The sequence below is a fragment of the Halalkalibaculum sp. DA3122 genome (assembly GCF_043951865.1).
GTDB lineage: Bacteria > Bacteroidota > Rhodothermia > Balneolales > Balneolaceae > JAMQKA01.
Map to the genome: position 1 here is coordinate 108,840 of NZ_JBINJF010000009.1, position 18,532 is coordinate 127,371.

Sequence of the window (18,532 nt, forward strand, 5' to 3'; positions counted from 1 at the left end):
TATTAATCATGGATTTAGATCAAATAAGAAAACTTCTCGATTTAATAGCCGAAAGTGAAGTTAACGAAGTGGCTATTGAAGAAGGTGATTTTAAAATAAAAGTTAAAAAGAAAGGCGACGTGCAACAGGTTTCGGTCCCGCAACAAGTATTGCCCCAGGTACAGGCGGCCGTCCAGGCACAGTCTGCTCAATCCTCCGGCCAGCCCCAGCCCGGCCAGCCTGATGCGGCGGCGGAACAGGACTCCGAAAAAGAAGCCGAGGGCGAAGTGGTAAAATCACCCATCGTCGGTACCTTTTACCGGTCACCATCTCCCGACTCCGACCCCTTTGTTCAAGTTGGCAGCTCCGTTGACAAGGGGCAGACCCTCTGTATCGTGGAAGCGATGAAAATCATGAACGAAATTGAGTCGGAATATTCCGGGGAAGTCAAAAAGATACTCGTTGAAGACGGCGAACCGGTAGAATACGACCAACCACTATTTGTCATAGGCTAACAGCAAAATAGTTATCCATGTTTAACAAAATTTTGATCGCCAATCGTGGCGAAATTGCACTTCGTATTATCCGCACCTGCAAAGAGATGGGCATTAACACAGTTGCGGTGTATTCAACGGCCGACCAAGACAGCCTTCACGTAAAATTTGCTGATGAGGCCGTCTGTATAGGTCCCCCGCCCAGTAAAGACAGCTATCTGAAAATTCCAAGTATCCTGGCAGCGGCAGAAATTACCAATGCCGAGGCGATCCATCCCGGCTATGGCTTCCTGTCTGAAAATGCCGAATTTTCAAGGATCTGCTCCGAACACGATCTTAAATTTATCGGTCCTTCTCCAGAGATGATCGCCACCATGGGAGACAAGGCCAAGGCCAAGGAGAAAATGATCAGCAACGGGGTGCCGGTGGTTCCCGGCAGCGAGGGAATCGTAGAAACGCTTGAGGAAGCCCGGCCGATCTGCAAAGAGGTCGGCTACCCGGTTATCCTCAAAGCGGTGGCCGGCGGCGGCGGGCGCGGCATGCGCATTGTTACGGAGGAGTCCAAGCTGCAACAGGCGTTTGACACCTGTCGTAACGAAGCGGAAGCCGCTTTTGGAAATCCGGCCGTATATATTGAAAAATTTGTACAGGATCCCCACCATGTGGAGATACAGATTCTGGGTGATCAGCACGGAAACGCGATCCACCTGGGCGAACGAGACTGTTCGCTGCAACGGCGTCATCAAAAGATACTGGAGGAGTCCCCTTCTCCGCTCATGACACCGGAACTTCGGGAAGAAATGGGAGAAGCGGCCGTCAATGCCGCCCATTCGGTAAGCTATGAAGGAGCGGGAACGGTCGAGTTTTTGGTCGACAAAGACCTCAACTTCTACTTTATGGAGATGAATACCCGGATTCAGGTAGAACACCCGGTGACGGAAGAGATTACAGACTACGATCTGGTGGAAGAGCAAATAAAGGTAGCGGCCGGTGAAAAGCTGGAAGAGCGCTCGCTGACCATGCGGGGACACGCCATTGAATGCCGCATAAATGCCGAGGATCCGGCTCACAATTTCCGTCCAACCGCCGGCACCATCAGCGTATTTCATCCTCCGGGAGGGCACAATGTGCGGCTTGACACCCACGCTTACGCCGGCTACCGCATCCCGCCGCATTACGACTCGATGATCGCCAAACTGATTGTCAGTGCACCCACACGCCGGGACGCCATCAACAAGATGCGCCGCGCGCTGTCAGAATTTGTCGTGGAGGGCGTTAAAACCACCATCCCCTATCACCTGCAACTGATGGATGACCCCAACTTCCAGGCGGGCACATTCAATACCCATTACCTGGAGAAGGAATTTAAATTTAACCCGGAAAATTAACCTTTACTGACATGGACTTTCCCGAGGAGCTAAAATATACCCGAGAGCACGAATGGATTCGTGACAACGGCGACGGAACCGCCACGATTGGAATCACCGATTTCGCCCAAAGTGAGCTCGGCGACATTGTTTTTGTTGAGCTGGAACCTGAAGGATTCGAGTTTGAGCAGGAAGAGGTCATCGGAACGGTGGAGGCTGTAAAGACGGTTTCCGAACTTTTTGCCCCTGTCGACGGGACCATTGCCGAGATCAATGCGTCACTGGAAGCGGAGCCGGAGCAGGTCAATGACGACCCCTATGGCAAAGGCTGGATGCTCAAAATTGAGCTGGCGGATGCCTCCCAACTGGATGCACTGATGTCTGCGGATGAATACAGGAAAATCATTATTTAGCAGAGGCCTTTGCCAAACCTGATGCCTGGTTGGGAGGTGGTTGTACACCGACCTTGTATCGCACATAAAGCAGGAGTACGACTTCCTCCGAACGGTGATTCGAATGTTTTGCAAAGTCCTGTTGGTAATCATTTGAAACCCGTTATTGGTTCGTTGGAATTTTTAAAGCGAAAAAACACTCTAGGCATTTAACACCGGGCTCCGTAGAATGCTCATTCGGCCACAATGTTTTATCATTATCGTGGTCGTCTTTGAAGTGGTAGAAACTGAAAAAGCAACCCGGCAAACAGAGTCCAATCCAACAACATAACCGGTAACAACTAACGAACATACCGAATACCCACCGATGCACCATAGACCTGAAGAATGGATTTTAATTCTCGATTTTGGATCGCAGTACACCCAGCTTATCGCTCGGCGCCTGCGAGAGCTGAACGTATACTGCGAAATCCATCCCTGTAATGCGGATCTCACCCTGTTTGACGAATTCGTGCCTTCCGGCATCGTCCTTTCCGGCGGGCCGATGAGTGTGAATGATGAGAATGCCCCTCCCCTTAATACACATATTTTCGAATGGGAGGTTCCGATTCTCGGGATCTGTTATGGTCTGCAGATCCTGGCCCACAATGAGATCCCCGGCAGCGTAGAACAGGCGGACCGCAGGGAGTTTGGACGTTCTGAGCTTATCGTGGATGATGACACTGACCTGCTCAAAGAGATCCCGGAAGAGTCGATCGTGTGGATGAGTCACGGCGACCATATCATAAAACTGCCGGATGCCTACGAAATTATCGCCCATACCGACAACGCCAGGGTGGCGGCCGTTCGGCACACCCGTAAACCGATTTACGGAGTCCAGTTTCACCCGGAGGTCGTACACACGGTTTACGGGAAGAAAATTCTAAAGAATTTTTCCTTTGAGATCTGCCAGCTGCATGGAAGCTGGACTGCCGAATCGTTTATCGAGGCGACCATTCGTGAAATCCGGGAACAGGTGGGTGACGCTCGGGTCTTGTGTGGACTCTCGGGCGGGGTAGACTCGACCGTGGTCGCAACGCTCGTTCACAAAGCCATCGGTGATCAACTGCAGTGTATTTTTGTCGATAACGGGCTCCTTCGCAAGAACGAGTTCCAGGATGTGCTCGATATTTATGAAGACAAGCTCCATCTCCCGGTTAAGGGGATCGACGCCTCTGATAAATTCCTTGATCGACTGGAAGGAGTTTTCGACCCGGAAAAAAAACGGAAAATCATCGGCAACACCTTTATTGAGGTCTTTGACGAGGCGATCAGCGACGACAATTCATTCAAGTTCCTGGCTCAGGGTACGCTCTATCCCGATGTAATTGAGAGCGTCTCATTCAAGGGACCATCAGCCACGATCAAGTCGCACCACAACGTGGGCGGGCTCCCGGAAGAGATGAACCTTGACCTGGTGGAACCGGTACGGGAGCTTTTTAAGGACGAAGTTCGAAATGTGGGGCGTAAACTTGGAATCCCGGATCATTTTATCAAGCGCCACCCGTTCCCGGGCCCCGGCCTGGGAATCCGCATCATCTCGGATGTGACCAGGGACAAGCTGGACCTGCTCCGCGTGGCGGATGATATCTTCATCAGTGAACTGCGAAAACACGATCTGTATGACGAGGTTTGGCAGGCACTGGCGGTACTTTTGCCGGTACAAAGTGTCGGTGTCATGGGGGACGAACGGACCTATGAATTTACGATCGCCCTGCGTGCGGTTACCAGTGTTGACGGGATGACCGCAGACTGGGCCAAGCTGCCGCACCCGTTCCTGGCCCATGTCTCCAACCGGATTATTAATGAAGTGCGTGGCATCAATCGCGTGGTCTACGATGTGAGCTCGAAGCCCCCATCAACTATTGAGTGGGAATAATAAAGAACATTTGGACATGGTTACTGTATAAGAAGCAGAACAAGCGCCTAACATTAATTTATAATACCGACGTCCGTGAATTTTCTTACCCGTTTAAATAATTTTTTTGTTCTCATTTCAACGATATTTTTTCTGTTGCTAGGAAGCAATACTCCCCTTTTTGCCCAGACATTTGAAGATGCGCTGGAACTGTATGAAAATGAGCAGTATGAAAAGGCGGCTTCAGCTTTCCAAAACCTGAACTCACCGGAAGGAGTTCTCTTCACCGGGAAAAGTTATTACAGCCTCGGGGAGTACCTGAAGGCCAAGTCACTGTTAAACAGTCTTCCAGATAACGCATCGCCCCAGGTTATCAATGAAGCCCGTTTCACGTTGGCCCTGGTCGAGTTTCAACTTAGCCAGTTTGGCCTGGCCCTGAACAGGCTCTACCGGCTGAAAGAGATCACCCCGCGAACGTCACTCGTCAACCAGTCAAGATCCCTTTATAATGATATCCTGGATTACCTGACGCTGGCACAGCGCCGGCAGGCCTTTCAATCGGTACGTTTCCCGGAGATACAATCAGATCTGATCAGGTCGGCCTTTGGCAAGGTAGATTATAAAACTGCAAGAATGCTGCTTGATGAGCTCAAACGTTCCGCTTCCCCCTCCGGAGAGATCTCATTTGAACCCCTGGAACAGATGCTTTCCGATTCTCTGAACTACACGTACCGCGACTCATATGCCCGCCGTCTTTCGGCCCCGCGGGGAATGGTGTATGATATCGGGGCCACCTTGCCCCGCTCCATTGCCGGTTCGCCGGAATTTAGCGCCTCACAAGGTCTTTACCAGGGATATCTCCTGGCAGCCGAAGAGTTTAACCAGCGGAATGCCGATAAGAAAGCGTTTATCCGGTATCAAAATACCGGGGCCGATATGGATTCTGCCGGCTACGCCATGAACCGTTTGGCCTGGAGTTCCAATGTGGATCTGGTACTGGGGCCCCTCTACTCTGAACCTGCCGTGCAGGTCGCGGCGCTGGCGGAGCAATACCACATACCGGTAATGGCTCCCCTGGCCAATGCGGACAGCCTAAATATCGACAATCCCTACGTTTTCCAGGCCAATCCCACCTTTTCAATTCACGGAAAAAGAATGGCTCGGTATGCAGTCAACAACCTGAATATGGATACCCTCGCCGTGTTTGCTGAACGCAACTCGCTCGGGGCCGCCTCAGCTTATGCCTTCCGAACAGAAGCAGAGCGGCTGGGTGCCCACATTGAACATTTCATGATCGAAGACCTGGAGGAGCGCGGCTATGATATCAGCGATTTTACCGCACGGTTTGCGCCCGATACTGTTCAAGCCTCAAGCGCCGGTTTTAATAAAACGGCCAGTACATCCAGCGGCAGATTACACCAGCCACTTGACGGGATTTATGCCCCGTTTACCGGTCAGGCGGCTCCCACACTTATTGAGCTTCTAATGGTGGATCTTCAGGTAATGAACAGCCGGCTCACCGTACTCGGATCCCAGGAATGGGGTGCAACCGAGATTCCTGAAGAGCATCTGCAAAACCGTTCAATCTATTTTTCAGAAAGTTTTCATATCGATTCGCAAAATGAACGGGTCCGGCAGTTCCGTGAAGATTTTAGCCAGCGTTTTGGCACGGAAGCCTCACGATATGCCCTCATTGGGTATGACTCTGCCGATTTTATACTGCGTACATTGGAACGGGTGGGAAATCCGGCTCTTCTGAAGGAGGCAATAAAAACAGAACCTCTCTACGAAGGATTGATCAGTAATATCCATTTCGAAGGTACCCACGTTAACCAGGAAGTGAAAATATTTACTATCACTCCGCAAGGAATACAGCCCGTAGCCAATTAGCCTGGATTTTTCACCAAGAAATTTGTTCTTCAGCAAGGCAAAGGGAAAATGGCCGCGCAGACGTACCGTTGTACGTCAAGCCGGTGATGTTCCCTTTAACACAGCTGAAGGGTAAATCTCCCAGCGCTTTACCCCCTGCCAATTAAAGAGTCGGTAAGGCAAGCTACAATAGAAGCTGCCAGGACTTTAACCGACATTTTAGTCTTGACATGAACAATAATGTGGTAATTTTAGACTGTAAACTACCGCACATCGCTGGTTTGCTGTTGCTGTCGCTCTCGTTCGCGTTTGATGCGGTATTGCTCGCGGAGCCACTCTCTCCACTTTTCGCTTTTTTCTTTGTGTTCCTCGAACGTTTCTGAAAACAGGTGATACCCTTCGGGAGTAGCAACCATATACAAATAATCGTGATCAGCCGGATACAGGGCCGCTTCAATAGAGTGCAGGCTTGGATTGGTTATGGGGCCGGGAGGCAATCCCCGATACAGGTAGGTGTTATATGGGTGATCGGTTTTGTAATCCTCGTAGAGCAATCTGCGGCGCTCTCCAACCGCGTAGTTTACGGTGGGATCGGCCTGCAGCCGCATGCCCTGTTCCAGTCGATTCCAATACAGCCCGCTAACTTCGGGTTTTTCTTCTCTGTGTCGCACCTCCCACTCAATGATTGAGGCAAGCGTAATGATCTCGTCCATGGTTTTGTCGAGCTCATCCAGTCGCCCGCTGTATTTATCCGCAACCAGCGACTCAAATTCACTAAATATACGCCTGACCACGGTTTCCGGCGGGGTATTCCAGTACATCGAATAGGTCTCAGGGAGCATTCTCCCGATCCAGGTATCTGGAGTCACTCCATGCCCGGCTAAAAAGCTGCTGTCTTCCAGGGTCGCCGCCAGTTGTGTCGAATCAAAGGTGAAATGGGAAGAGAGGCTGGAAATGAGCCTGTCTTTGTCCAAACCGGGTACAATCGTAATTTCAACTGGATCCTGGATGCCACGGGACATCCTCGAGAGAAGCACGTCGTAAGAATAGCCGCCATCAATAAGGTAATGCCCGGTGTTAAAGTTATTCCACCCCAACAGACGTCCCGCCCAAACCATCTCCTCTTTGCTGCGAACCACACCCGAGTCGGCCAGCATCTGGCTCAGAGTCTGCAAATCGGTCTTCTCATGGAGGTAGATATGCACCGGCCTGTCCGATTCAATAGCGCTGGTATCAGACAGGCGGGATAAGCGCGACCCCACTATCGCAACAAGACAAAGACCAAATACTATCGCAGCGGTAAGAAGCTCTGCGGCAGTGACCGGTATGACTTTTTTGATATTTGTCAATGAATGAGATTATTATGGGTTCCTGGTGCCGGATCTGGCATAATCTACTGCAAACCATCCAAACTGGGCTGATTCTCGTTACAATTCCCTCCGTCCGACCAACTTCCAGCGAGGATGCCATGTGCTTGAGAAATGACAAATGGGGTAATTTGCCAGTAGCAATATATCGGTTTTTGAACTAAAAAAGTAATGGAGCTCTTCTACTGAAAACGGATACTGTTTGTTGACTGTGCCCTGGTTTCTGCTGTATTCCTCAAGCTGGGGCAGAACTAAATCGCAGGAGAAGTGCAACTTTCGCTCTTCGATCTCGTACTTTTCGAATGAGAATTGAATTTACTATTTGGATGCTTCACAAAGCACCAAATGCCCTAAAGAAAAGCTTCCCTCCTTGACCGGTGGGAAGCTTTTTCTATTGAACGCAGAAAGTACACTTTGTGGGACGGACATTACAAGTAAATTGCACGGGACCAGAATGACGATTCTCTCATTAGAACGTCGGGTTAAACCTGATCCAAAAGACAGGCGCGCGCGACATCTCGTTCAGGTCCCAAGCCAGCTCGCAGCGGATAAGGCTGGATCCCACCCCGATTCCGCCGTTGTGCTTCAGATCTCCGAAATCAAATTGATCAAAACCGGTAAACGGATTTGGGGAGGAGGCTAAATCCTCACTGTAATTTGTCCATCCGGAATCCAGGAACAGACTGATATAAAAGTCGTCGGCGTCAACCCAGTTTTCCGGGTTAAACGAGGGAGAGCCAAACTGAATTTCTGCATTGCTCAGCATCATTTGATTGGCATGATGGTTTATGTTGGGCAGGCTGCCTCCCAGCGATTTATACGGCAGTGCGCGCAGCGTACCCACGCCCCCAAACTGAAATTCCTTGAAATTGGGAGCGTCTCCCGTAATGCTGCCGATCCTGAACCGGTACCTTAAGACGCCACCGGGTTCAAAGTTGATGAATGTCGTCAGCTCTCCTATATACTTGTTGTAAGCATAATCAGACCCGGAAATACCGGGATCAGCGATTTCAACCATCCCGGACAGGCTGAAAGTGAAGTGTTTTGAAAGGAGAAGTCGCTTGGGATTAAAGGAGGCTGCTATGGAGAGCGTACTGATATTCAGGGTGTCCACCGGTTGATCACCAAGGTGTTCTACCGGGGGATTTACCCGGTAACGATCTCCCGACCCGAACAAGGCCCAGTTCGTTTGGCGCGTCAGGCTGCTGTACCTGGCATCGTTAAAAGAGAGGCCGCCTTCAAACAGGCGCTGCGAACGCACAATGAGATAGGTTCCATATCCTCTCTGCTTGTAGTAATCCAAAAAGTCATACCCCCCGATCATGGAGGTAAGGGTGGTCTCGGTAAGCCCCACCCGCCAGTGGTCATCGGTTGACATGGCATTATAATATTCTCCCCCAATCATCACATATTTTTTCCGGCCCAGCAGCTTTTCAAGTCCAATGGAATAATTCCATTCTTTTTGGCCAAAAGAATAACCGATAAGTCCGTGGGTCTGTACTGAGGGAATCCCCAAGAGCCAGTCATCGCCATACCACTGCATGCGTTCCTTTTCTATGCCCAAAAACAGCCCGCTGACGCGATTATAGTGGATCATCGGCAGGTTGGGATGCTGGCTGTACAGCATGTTTGAGTTATAGGGTCCCGCCTCCAGGAAATCATCATAATCGATCCCCTTTTCATGTAAATAGTGCAGGCGACGTTTTACTTCGGTATTGGCCGAATCCCTGTCGGAGTCTCTGTCCGAAGAGCTGGACTGCTGAAAAAACTCCTGGAGCGGTTTTGAAAAGAACGGGTCATTCTTAAACGGATCTTCACTTTCCTCATCCCCGGAGCTTTGGGAGAATACGCTCGCGGTAAAACACAATAGAAAAATCGGTATGGATAAGATAGTGCGCATCGTCATGGTATTCGTCTGTTTTTGGCTTTACGTACCGCCCCTGTTGATGTTACGGTGCTGGGGCTGTTTTGCTTTCATCACTAAAATGGTCATGTCATCCTCCTGCGTGCTGCTGCCGGTCCACTGGTCGGCGAACCGCGTTATCTGCGAGAGGATATCGGAGGCGGAGGACCGGGCCGCTTCTCTGAATACGGCCTGAAGCCTCTCCAGTCCGAGCAGTTCTCGCTCCTCGTTGAACAGTTCCATAAGCCCGTCACTCATCAACAGCAGGGTATCGCCGTGAGAGAGAGACAGTTCCCTTTCACGATAGGGATAATCCAGCTTGCTCCCCAGGGGCATCCCCTTCAATATGACCTGGTCCACCCGGTCTTCTTTCCGGTGATAGAGTAACACCGGGGGCATCCCGGCTGAGGCGATTTTCACGTTATGGAGATCACATTTCAACAGCAGCAGCCCCATGTACAGAAGTTTGAGATCCATATTTTTTATACCCGACGACATCCGCCGGATAATTCCCAGGTTGTCATACTCGTCAGCCAGGGTATGAAAGTAGCTTTTTGCTGTTGCCACCATGATGCCCGCCTTCATGCCATGGCCGGTGGCGTCGCCCAGCGCCACCGTCATGGTCCCGTTTTTGGAGAGACTGAAATCATAATAGTCTCCACCCACCTCCTGGGCTGTTTCCATAAATACGGCGATATCCCAGTAGTCAGATTTGGGCAGTTGTTTTGGCAGCATGGAGAGCTGAAGGGCCCGCGCCTCTTCAAGCTCTTTGGTCTTCCGCTCATTTTCGGCGGCCAGCAGTTTTCGTTCCAGTTCCTTCTGCTTACTGATGCGTTCCTGCTCCAGGGCCCGCTCGGAGAGCTCCTTCACCTCCACAAGCTTGTGCTCAAGTCGCTTTTGGGTATGAGCAAAATCACGGGAGAGATATACCGACATCGAGAAAATGAGGGCGATAGATCCCGCCAGGTTACCATTGAAACTGCCGTGGGGTATCATTTCCATGTTTGCCAAAATGGTATAAAAAATACCCAAAACGAACAGTACCAGGCCGGTTCCGATAATCCAGACCCCTTCCCTGTTTTGATTAAACGAGAGGATGAGGACCCGCAAAATTTCAAGAATAGAAACAAGCAGAAACAGCTCTCGATAAAGTGTAGAGCCATCGGCATTAAACCACGTTCCCACTGCCACTGATACTCCCGCTGCCGCAAAAATCCAAAACTGAATCGGGGCCTTCTCGTGATACAGGCTGTAGGTAAAACGCAATGCACTGATAATGCTCAAGATCCAGGCAATCATGCTAAATCGATAAAAAGAGATGGCCAGCATCGGAGAATCGGAGAACGCGGTCTGAAGCTCGGAGTAACTGATAATGGTGAATAAACCGGTAAACAGTGCAAAATAGAGATTTCTTTTTTCTGCTGGATAAAACAGGAACAGCAGGAAGTGGATAATCGTAAATGCCAGCAGGCTGCCTCCAAAAAACATCAGATTCAGGGGAGTGGTTTCCACCTCCTCAAGCTGACTGTTGATATGGTAGTTCAGGTCGCCTAACAGGAACCGGAATCCTGCGGTAAAGCCGTACTCATTGAATTGGGCAGCGTTATGATTGGCGTACCGAACCGCCAGCATGTGCTCGGTCGTATCCGCGAACCGGATTGGCCGCGGGCTGGTGTCGCGGTGTGGAACAAAATCTTCTTCAAATACCGAGACCTCTCCCAGACTGTACAACAGCTCGCCGTCAAGGAAAATCTGTGATGCCCCGTTGTGCTGCTCAATTAGCAGGGCCAGCGGGTAGTCTACAAGCGTTGAGTCCACTTTAAGGTGCAGACGAAACCAGCCGATGCCCTTCCACTCAATAAACGGAAGCTCAGACGGCCCCAGGTAGGTACTTACGTTCAGCCAATCGGAATCGTCGAAGCCGGGCTCGGCCCAGCGCATGTCGTCACCGGCACTGAATTTCCAGGAATCACTGATGTAAATAGTGCGGTCCTCCGCCGACAGGTCTGACCGTGAAAAAGAGGCGATACCCTCCGCCTCCGAAACTTGCAATGCGCGGCCCGATGCCGGTAGTGCAACCAGCACAGTGATCAGCACAGCTGCAATATTCCATTTATCCATAAAAACTGTTGTAAACAGGATATTCACCAGTTTCTAGTTCATAGTTATAGTTACATTTCCCGATGAGGTTTGAAGTCGCACCGGGATACTTCCCCCATTCAATCTCCCCTCGAGCAAGCGGCTGCTTTGGGTGCCGCTGAAATTTTCAAGGCTTTGGGAATCGATATATGAGCCCGAAGCGAATATGTCCAGTCCTGCCCCCACGGGCAGCTCAACCGTGATATTGCCCGCCGAAGTCTCAATACTTATGCCCTGCCCCACGTCAGCGAAATGGCTCCTGATATTACCTGCTCCCGCCCTGGCAATAAACGAGCCGGTTATCTGCTGCGAAGTGATGTCGCCCCCTCCTGTTCGTAATCGCAACTCACCCTCGGAATGACGCGCGTTTATCTGACCGCCTTCTGTTTGTGCAAAAATGGTACCCTTGCAATAGCTTATCCCGATGTCTCCCCCGGTGGTATATGCCCCGACTTTGCCCGTCAAACGGTGCAGCCGGATGTTTCCTCCACTGGTTTTGGCAAGCTGATCCCCCTTCACTCCACTCAGGCTTATGTTGCCCCCTCTTGTTTGCAGCTCGGTCGACATGCGTTCCGGGACATATACCTTGAAGTTGAAATTTACTGCATCACCAAACAGCCGTCCGCTTCTCTTTTTCTCCTCTACCGAAGCAATGATCTCGTTACCCCGTTTCAGCACATTGATCCGGTAGTTATCCAGGTTTCGGCTGCCCGACCACAGCGCGAATCCCCGTTCTACATACAGTTCAACCCGCACCTCATTGGAATCGACCACCTTCTCGACATCAATATTGCCCGCCAGCGTCGAGGTTTTGAGTACCCCCGGGCCATCCAGCGTAAACTCGCGGACGAGGTAAGGATTCTGTTTGCCATCATCAGGAGGGCCGGCCAGGAGATGCAACGGTATCCCCCAACAGAGAAGAAACAGCAAGCTGAAGCCTCTGAACCATATACCCTGCCCGTGTAATACGTTTCGGTTTAGCAATGTCTGTAAAATTTAACTGATGGTATTAATCACTGAGAATTTACGTCAAGTTGCCCCTGATAGTTACATGGGAATATTCCATGAATCTGTCGTTATTTGCCCATCTTGTTTAGAAGACGACCTAAACAATTGTTTATACTATACATTGGGATACAAGTTGTCTCCACCACTCGTACCATCAAGCAGGGATAAGTCTTTTGAAAAATTTGATCCCCTGAGGCAACCCTTTCCCCGTTAAAGTTGTATGGACTAGTAGAAAGCGGGAGCTCGAAAGGGAAGTTGAAGATAACCGGATAGTTGAAAAGAAGGAACCCTTGGTTAAAGAACTCATAAAAGGATGCCGTAAACAAAAGCGCGAAAGCCAGCGTGAACTATATAAAACGTTCTATGCCTACGGCATGAGTATCACGCTTCGGTATGCCGACTCCCGGAATCAGGCGGCGGGTATCCTGAATGACGCTTTTATGAAAGTGTTCACCAATATCAAAAAATTTGACATGGATCGACCGTTTAAACCGTGGTTGCGGCAGGTGATCGTAAATACCGCAATAAACCACTATCGAAAACATGATGAAACCGAGAACTGGGATACCCTCGACCCCGCAACTGAAGCTGTGAGCAGAGAAGAGACCATTACCAGTGGTATTTCTTACCAGGAAATTATCGACCTGGTGCAGCAGCTCTCTCCCGCCTACCGCACGGTTTTCAATCTCTATGTGATTGAAGGATTCAAACACAGGGAAATCGCAGAGATGCTGGATATATCGGTGGGTACCTCGAAGTCCAACTTGTCAAAGGCAAAACAGAATCTGAAATCCATGCTGGAGAAAAACCTAATTTAAATATTTTCCATGCCCGATAAGAAGAATCATAACGATCCTATTGAAGAACTCTTCCGCAAGAAGGCTGAAGAGTATGAGATCGAGTTCCGGGAAGGGGACTGGCGAAAACTGGAGGATCAGCTCGACAAGGTCGAAGCCCGGCAGGCCCAAAACCGCAGATGGCGCTGGATTGCAGCGGCAAGTATTCTGCTCATTTCCTTGCTGGGCTACTTTACCTACGAAAACTACCAGGCGATCAGCCAGATTAACAAGCAGCTGAGCGAGCAGGCCCCGGCCCGGCAAGAGGCACCTGTTGACCGCCGGCCGGAAGAAATGGCTGACGAACCCTCTCAGGAACCGCCTGCAGCAGGATCAGAATTGAGTTCAGGGGAAATGAGCGATGGCTCCGGGCAGGCCGCCTCTCCCCGGGAAGTCCCCAACGGGGCAACAGATCCCGGTGGTCCCGGGACTCCGGCTGTAGAACAAACGGACCAGGAGACGACCCGGCCTCATCATTTTGCCATTAGTGAAGAGATGGGCCGCGACCTGTTTATACCCCGGTACCGCTGTCCCGACTGCAGGATCTTCGGTCGATTACAAAAGCTACTGGAACCGGCCCCATTTCTGCTGGCTGAGTCCAGCGCACTCCCGCCTGTTGTCCAGGGAGACCCACAAGAGAAGACGGAATCTCATTTAACGGGCCGTCCTCCGGTGGGTGCCGATAACGTCTCAGCCCGATCCTCTTCGCCCCTGTCTGTAGGTTTTGTTGCGGGGCCTGACCTGAGTACGGTCGGGGGATTTTCCAATTTTTCTGATCCCGGTTACAAGATCGGGCTCGCCGTGGAATACCGGCTTGCCCCACGCTTGTCGATCAACAGCGGCATTGGCCAGGCCAACGTACAATATACCGCCCGTGGCCGGGAGTACAAGCCGCCCTACGGATATTGGTCGAACGGTATCGTTGCGGACCAGACAGTGGCCGAATGTGCCATCCTGGAAATACCGGTTAATCTGAAATACGATCTTCTTCAATTTGAAAAATCCCGCGTGTACACGTCAGCCGGCGTCGCCTCCTACATCATGCTCAACGAGGAGTACCGATTCAACTACGAGCGGGATGACACCGGGCTCGTACAAAGCTGGAAGGGTAAAACCGGCAGTCGCCATTGGCTGAGCAATATTACGCTTTCTGCGGGATATGAACTGGATATGCCCGGAAACTGGAGCGTGCGTGCGGAACCTTTTGTAAAACTTCCCCTGAAGGAGGTGGGATGGGGAAACGTCAAGCTGTATTCGGTAGGAACCTCAATTTCACTTAATCTCAACCTGTAGCAACCAGACTGTTACAGCAGAACTGCTGGTAAACATCACAAATAAGAAGTCTCAATAACAAGGAACAACACCATGACTTATTCACTCAGTATATACCCTTACAGAGCAAAATCACTGCTGGCAGTTGTCGTAGCCGCTATTCTTACAACCGGTTGCAACCTCGGGGGGAGTAATGATGACGATCCCCAGGAGCAGCAGACCGTCATTACCACGTCCACCACGGAAGCACACGGCACGGTAATCTCCGATGATATGGGGAATGTGCTCTACCTGTTTACGCGCGATGTCAAAGGTGAAAGCAACTGCAGCGAAGACTGCCTTCAAAACTGGCCAGTTGTGGCCGCGGACCTGCTGAACTCGGGCACGGGACTTAATCCCGATGACTTCGACAATATTCAGCGATCGGACGGAAGCAGGCAAACAACGTTCAAAGGATGGCCGCTCTACTACTTTTCGGGAGACCAGCAGCCCGGGGAGGTCAACGGGGACGGGGTGAATGGAGTCTGGTATGTTGCCAAGCCCGACTATTCCCTTATGATTGCAGACGAACAGCTGGTTGGAGCAGATGGCAATAACTACCGAAGCGATTATACTGAAGGGGATGAAATTACCACCTTCTTTACCGATGCCAACGGTCGAACGCTGTACGCTTTTAACAATGATGAATTTAACACGAACAACTTTACCAATGAGGATTTCAGCAATGACAACGTCTGGCCGATTTTTTATGTGGATATCGAAGCCTTGCCCAGCGCAATGAATGAGGATGATTTTGACGTGATTGAGGTTCACGGGCAGGAGCAGCAGCTGACGTATAAAGGCTGGCCTCTCTACTATTTCGGGCAAGATGCCGCCCGCGGAGAAACCAAGGGAGTGAGCGTACCGCAGCCGGGCGTGTGGCCGATTGTAAACAGCGATACGGAACCGGCACCCGCCCCGTCATCGGAGTAATTGTACGGCATTTTATTGGATGCATTTCACAGGAATAAAGTTGTACCTGAATGATGCGACAAACGCGATCCAGGTGCAGGAAAAAAACTAGACAAGGATACCGTTATGAAAAATCTTTCAACAGATCGTCCAGGATGGAGGCAACAACAGGCCGGGTGGTTTCTTACGCTAATATGTACCATCTCCCTGCTGCTGGCCGGGTGTGGCGACAGCAGTACCGGTGTTAACGGCGGTGGTAACGGCAACGGAAATGGAGGAAACGGAAATGGAAACGGGAGCAGCGAAATAGGAACAGAGCCCACATTTGACAATATCCAACAAATATTTAGCCAAAGTTGCGGGGACTCAAACTGCCATATCGGGGGGCAGCAGAGCGGCGTGCAGCTGGATAGTTATCAGAATGTCACCGGCAGCGAGGGCGACCAGTACGGGGAACTGGTTGTCCAGGCAAATGATGCCGCCGGCAGCCCGCTGGTGGATAAAATTGAACCCAATCCCGATCACGGTGTTCGCATGCCGCAAGGCGGCCCCTATCTCTCAGATGAACGCATCAATCAGATCAGGACCTGGATAAACAACGGTGCCAATAATGACCAGAGCGACAACGATGACAGTGATGACGGTAATGACGGAGGAAGTTACTAATGGATAAATAATAGGTCATCACTTGTGAACTAAATGAATGAATTTACTGTACAGGGGGCTTTGCTAAATCCTCGATTGCTTGTTCTGAGGGAGTTGTACTCCCGTTTAAAAGGTGAACAAGATCGTCATCTCCCAACAAAATAGCAGGTTCTGCAAAGATCCCTGTACATCATAATACTCAGAGTAACAATTACACCTTATCACCCTGTTATGAAACGGCTACTCACCTTGCTACTACCGGTCACCCTGTGCCTTTACATTCCGGATGCAGAGGCCCAGGTTTTCAAAACAGAAACAGGCCATGCCGAATTCCAGTCGGAGGTCCCCCTCCATACTTTCACCGGCACCTCCGATCACCTGGTGGGCTTGATCAACCTGGCCGATTCCACCGTTGATTTTTACATCGATATGAACACGTTTGAAACAGGCATCGGCAAGCGAGACAAGGATATGAGGCGAACCCTTGAGACCGACAAATATCCATTTGCAGAATTTTATGGCAAGCTGATATCCGGCTTCGATACGGCCTCAACTGCCCCTCAGGAAGTGACAGTTCGCGGGGAGTTCGGCATCCACGGGGTGACTCGAGATGTTGAAATTACCGGGACCCTTCAAAAAACCGTTAAGGGACTTCACGTGGCGGCCTCATGGACGCTCAATATTGAGGATTATAATATTGAGCCCCCGGGTATCCTCTTTTACAGGGTCGATGAAAACCAGGATATAAAAATTGAAGCAACATTAACCCCAAACGAACGCAATTGATATGGCTAAAAAAATAAATTTGTTACTTGTTTTTCTTCTCCTCTTATCAATCTCCGTTCAAGGGCAGATGAAACGGGAAAGAGCTGCCCAGACACTGCAGGGTCCGGTAGAAGAGACCTTCTGGGCACCGTCGTTAATTGGGCTGAGTACCGTTGAAACATTGGCGGCTCAGAATATCAATGTTACCATTATGCACAATTTTGGCTTGATCAATAATGAACCGTTCCACCATTTTTTGGGGATGGACTTCGGGGCTACGGTCCGCCTGGGGTTGGATTACGGGCTTACAAGCCGGTGGTCGGTTGGCGCAGGACGAACATCGCCTCATAAACAGTACGACTTCAGGTCAACATATCGACTTCTTGAACAAACAAAGACAGATGAGATCCCGGTGAGTATCGCCATAAAGGGAGATATCGGAATCGACACCAATAAAAACGGATACAAATTCTCTGATCGACTGAACTACTTTTCCTCCCTTATGGTAGCCCGAAAATTCAGTGACCAGTTCAGTCTCCAGGTTGCCCCGCTCTACACTCATTTTAACCGGGTATTTGCAGGCGAGGAAAAGGGACATTTCGCTATCGGGGTTGGTGCCGAGTATCATCTCTCTGATCGGTGGGCGATAATGGCAGAATATTTTCCCGTGCTGGGTAATCGCTCGGCGGGGACGACAGACGCCTTCGCCCTGGGACTTAATATCGAGACTGGCGGGCATGTCTTTCAGCTCTTCCTGAAGTCCTCAAACTGGCATACCGAACAGCATATTATTGCACAAAATAATGATGATTTTTGGGCCGGGGATATTCGTTTTGGATTCAATGTCAACCGGATATTCTGGACAGGAGAAAAAAGAGAATAAACCGTTCATACCTCTTTAAAAACAAGGGCTGACAATGCCGCTTCGCGTTGCCAGGAACGGGCTTAACAAATGATTAACGCGATGCGCTTTCAACTGACAAGTGAGGCCACCTCGGCGGCTATTTCACGATTGTATTCAAAGGCTAGGTTTTTATAATTGATCAAGTCCACAATGGTACCAATAACGCACAATCCCCCGGTGAGAAGGTACAGGATCCCCATCCCCACCTGCCCGATGATAAACCGGTGTATGCCCGCGGCCCCAAAAAATCCAATAACTGCCGTTAGCAAAATTGTCTGGGGATCCTTCCGCCGCGCACGGTAAACCGTGGTAAACCGTTCGGCGGTCTCATCATCCATCTTCTGCATGATTTTGGAGACGTATACCGCTTCATCCCCTTCAATTTCAGGTAGGTGATCTATCATCCTTGCCATAAGCTATACTTCCATTGAGTTAACTGGATTCGTTCCAAACATCAACTTTCTCCACAAGCAGCAGATTCTGCCGGCTAAAATCAGGACGGCCGCTGGTCCAAAAGGATGGGCCTGCAAAGCTGCCCTCCATTCTCCCCTGAAAAAATAGGCGATCGAATGCCCCAATCCCTGACCGGGACAAAACTTGAGGTTGGCCATTTCAAAAAAACAAAATGAGAATCCATCATCGGCATATGGATTCATCAGTCCCAACAGCACCAGGCCGGTCAGCAGGGCAACCCACTCAAAGTGATCTCTGAAAAAATGTTTATCCATACATGCCAAGTAATGT

The 18,532-nt window shown here is 50.4% G+C and carries 17 protein-coding genes; 11 read left to right on the forward strand and 6 right to left on the reverse strand.

The window, feature by feature from the left end; translation table 11 throughout:
• Positions 1-8: 8 nt before the first annotated feature.
• The 5 genes from accB to ACG2F4_RS08500 all read left to right on the forward strand — a co-directional run bounded on the left by accB (position 9) and on the right by ACG2F4_RS08500 (position 6,019).
• On the forward strand, positions 9-494 hold the full coding sequence (gene accB, locus ACG2F4_RS08480) for an acetyl-CoA carboxylase biotin carboxyl carrier protein (protein WP_395259793.1): 486 nt from the start codon (positions 9-11) through the stop codon (positions 492-494).
• 17 nt (positions 495-511) lie between these two features.
• Complete coding sequence (gene accC, locus ACG2F4_RS08485) at positions 512-1,861, forward strand: acetyl-CoA carboxylase biotin carboxylase subunit (protein ID WP_395259794.1); 1,350 nt, start codon at positions 512-514, stop codon at positions 1,859-1,861.
• 11 nt (positions 1,862-1,872) lie between these two features.
• Complete coding sequence (gene gcvH / locus ACG2F4_RS08490; protein WP_395259795.1) at positions 1,873-2,253, forward strand: glycine cleavage system protein GcvH; 381 nt, start codon at positions 1,873-1,875, stop codon at positions 2,251-2,253.
• Positions 2,254-2,599: 346 nt separating this feature from the next.
• Entirely contained in the window at positions 2,600-4,150 is a 1,551-nt protein-coding gene (guaA, locus tag ACG2F4_RS08495) for a glutamine-hydrolyzing GMP synthase (RefSeq protein WP_395259796.1), read from the forward strand.
• Positions 4,151-4,285: 135 nt separating this feature from the next.
• Positions 4,286-6,019, forward strand: coding sequence for an ABC transporter substrate-binding protein (locus tag ACG2F4_RS08500; protein ID WP_395259797.1), 1,734 nt, complete (start codon positions 4,286-4,288; stop codon positions 6,017-6,019).
• 242 nt (positions 6,020-6,261) lie between these two features.
• Here ACG2F4_RS08500 and mltG read toward each other — a convergent pair whose 3' ends face one another.
• The 4 genes from mltG to ACG2F4_RS08520 all read right to left on the reverse strand — a co-directional run bounded on the left by mltG (position 6,262) and on the right by ACG2F4_RS08520 (position 12,337).
• On the reverse strand, positions 6,262-7,347 hold the full coding sequence (gene mltG, locus ACG2F4_RS08505; RefSeq protein ID WP_395259798.1) for an endolytic transglycosylase MltG: 1,086 nt from the start codon (positions 7,345-7,347) through the stop codon (positions 6,262-6,264).
• 487 nt (positions 7,348-7,834) lie between these two features.
• Positions 7,835-9,265 carry a hypothetical protein gene (locus ACG2F4_RS08510; RefSeq protein WP_395259799.1) on the reverse strand — a complete coding sequence of 477 codons (1,431 nt, stop codon included), beginning with the start codon at positions 9,263-9,265 and terminating at the stop codon, positions 7,835-7,837.
• A 27-nt stretch (positions 9,266-9,292) separates the two neighbouring features.
• The gene (locus tag ACG2F4_RS08515) at positions 9,293-11,389 is read right to left on the reverse strand and encodes a SpoIIE family protein phosphatase (protein ID WP_395259800.1); all 2,097 of its coding nucleotides are present in this window, start codon (positions 11,387-11,389) and stop codon (positions 9,293-9,295) included.
• A 33-nt stretch (positions 11,390-11,422) separates the two neighbouring features.
• Complete coding sequence (locus ACG2F4_RS08520) at positions 11,423-12,337, reverse strand: DUF4097 family beta strand repeat-containing protein (RefSeq protein ID WP_395259801.1); 915 nt, start codon at positions 12,335-12,337, stop codon at positions 11,423-11,425.
• A 368-nt stretch (positions 12,338-12,705) separates the two neighbouring features.
• On the opposite strand from ACG2F4_RS08520, the gene ACG2F4_RS08525 reads away from it, so the two are divergent.
• The 6 genes from ACG2F4_RS08525 to ACG2F4_RS08550 all read left to right on the forward strand — a co-directional run bounded on the left by ACG2F4_RS08525 (position 12,706) and on the right by ACG2F4_RS08550 (position 17,767).
• The gene (locus ACG2F4_RS08525) at positions 12,706-13,233 is read left to right on the forward strand and encodes an RNA polymerase sigma factor (RefSeq protein WP_395259802.1); all 528 of its coding nucleotides are present in this window, start codon (positions 12,706-12,708) and stop codon (positions 13,231-13,233) included.
• 9 nt (positions 13,234-13,242) lie between these two features.
• Positions 13,243-14,544: an outer membrane beta-barrel protein gene (locus tag ACG2F4_RS08530; RefSeq protein ID WP_395259803.1), complete on the forward strand. Its 1,302-nt coding sequence runs from the start codon at positions 13,243-13,245 to the stop codon at positions 14,542-14,544.
• A 72-nt stretch (positions 14,545-14,616) separates the two neighbouring features.
• Complete coding sequence (locus ACG2F4_RS08535; RefSeq protein WP_395259804.1) at positions 14,617-15,495, forward strand: hypothetical protein; 879 nt, start codon at positions 14,617-14,619, stop codon at positions 15,493-15,495.
• Between the two features lie 105 nt (positions 15,496-15,600).
• Positions 15,601-16,140: a hypothetical protein gene (locus ACG2F4_RS08540; RefSeq protein ID WP_395259805.1), complete on the forward strand. Its 540-nt coding sequence runs from the start codon at positions 15,601-15,603 to the stop codon at positions 16,138-16,140.
• A 210-nt stretch (positions 16,141-16,350) separates the two neighbouring features.
• On the forward strand, positions 16,351-16,905 hold the full coding sequence (locus tag ACG2F4_RS08545) for a YceI family protein (RefSeq protein WP_395259806.1): 555 nt from the start codon (positions 16,351-16,353) through the stop codon (positions 16,903-16,905).
• 67 nt (positions 16,906-16,972) lie between these two features.
• Positions 16,973-17,767, forward strand: coding sequence for a DUF5777 family beta-barrel protein (locus tag ACG2F4_RS08550; protein ID WP_395259807.1), 795 nt, complete (start codon positions 16,973-16,975; stop codon positions 17,765-17,767).
• 89 nt (positions 17,768-17,856) lie between these two features.
• Here the strand turns inward: ACG2F4_RS08550 and ACG2F4_RS08555 are convergent, their stop codons facing one another.
• Both ACG2F4_RS08555 and ACG2F4_RS08560 read right to left on the reverse strand, forming a co-directional pair.
• Positions 17,857-18,201 (reverse strand): TM2 domain-containing protein, encoded by a 345-nt coding sequence (locus tag ACG2F4_RS08555; protein ID WP_395259808.1) that lies wholly within the window; start codon positions 18,199-18,201, stop codon positions 17,857-17,859.
• A gap of 3 nt (positions 18,202-18,204) precedes the next feature.
• On the reverse strand, positions 18,205-18,516 hold the full coding sequence (locus ACG2F4_RS08560; RefSeq protein WP_395259809.1) for a DUF2752 domain-containing protein: 312 nt from the start codon (positions 18,514-18,516) through the stop codon (positions 18,205-18,207).
• Positions 18,517-18,532: the final 16 nt, after the last annotated feature.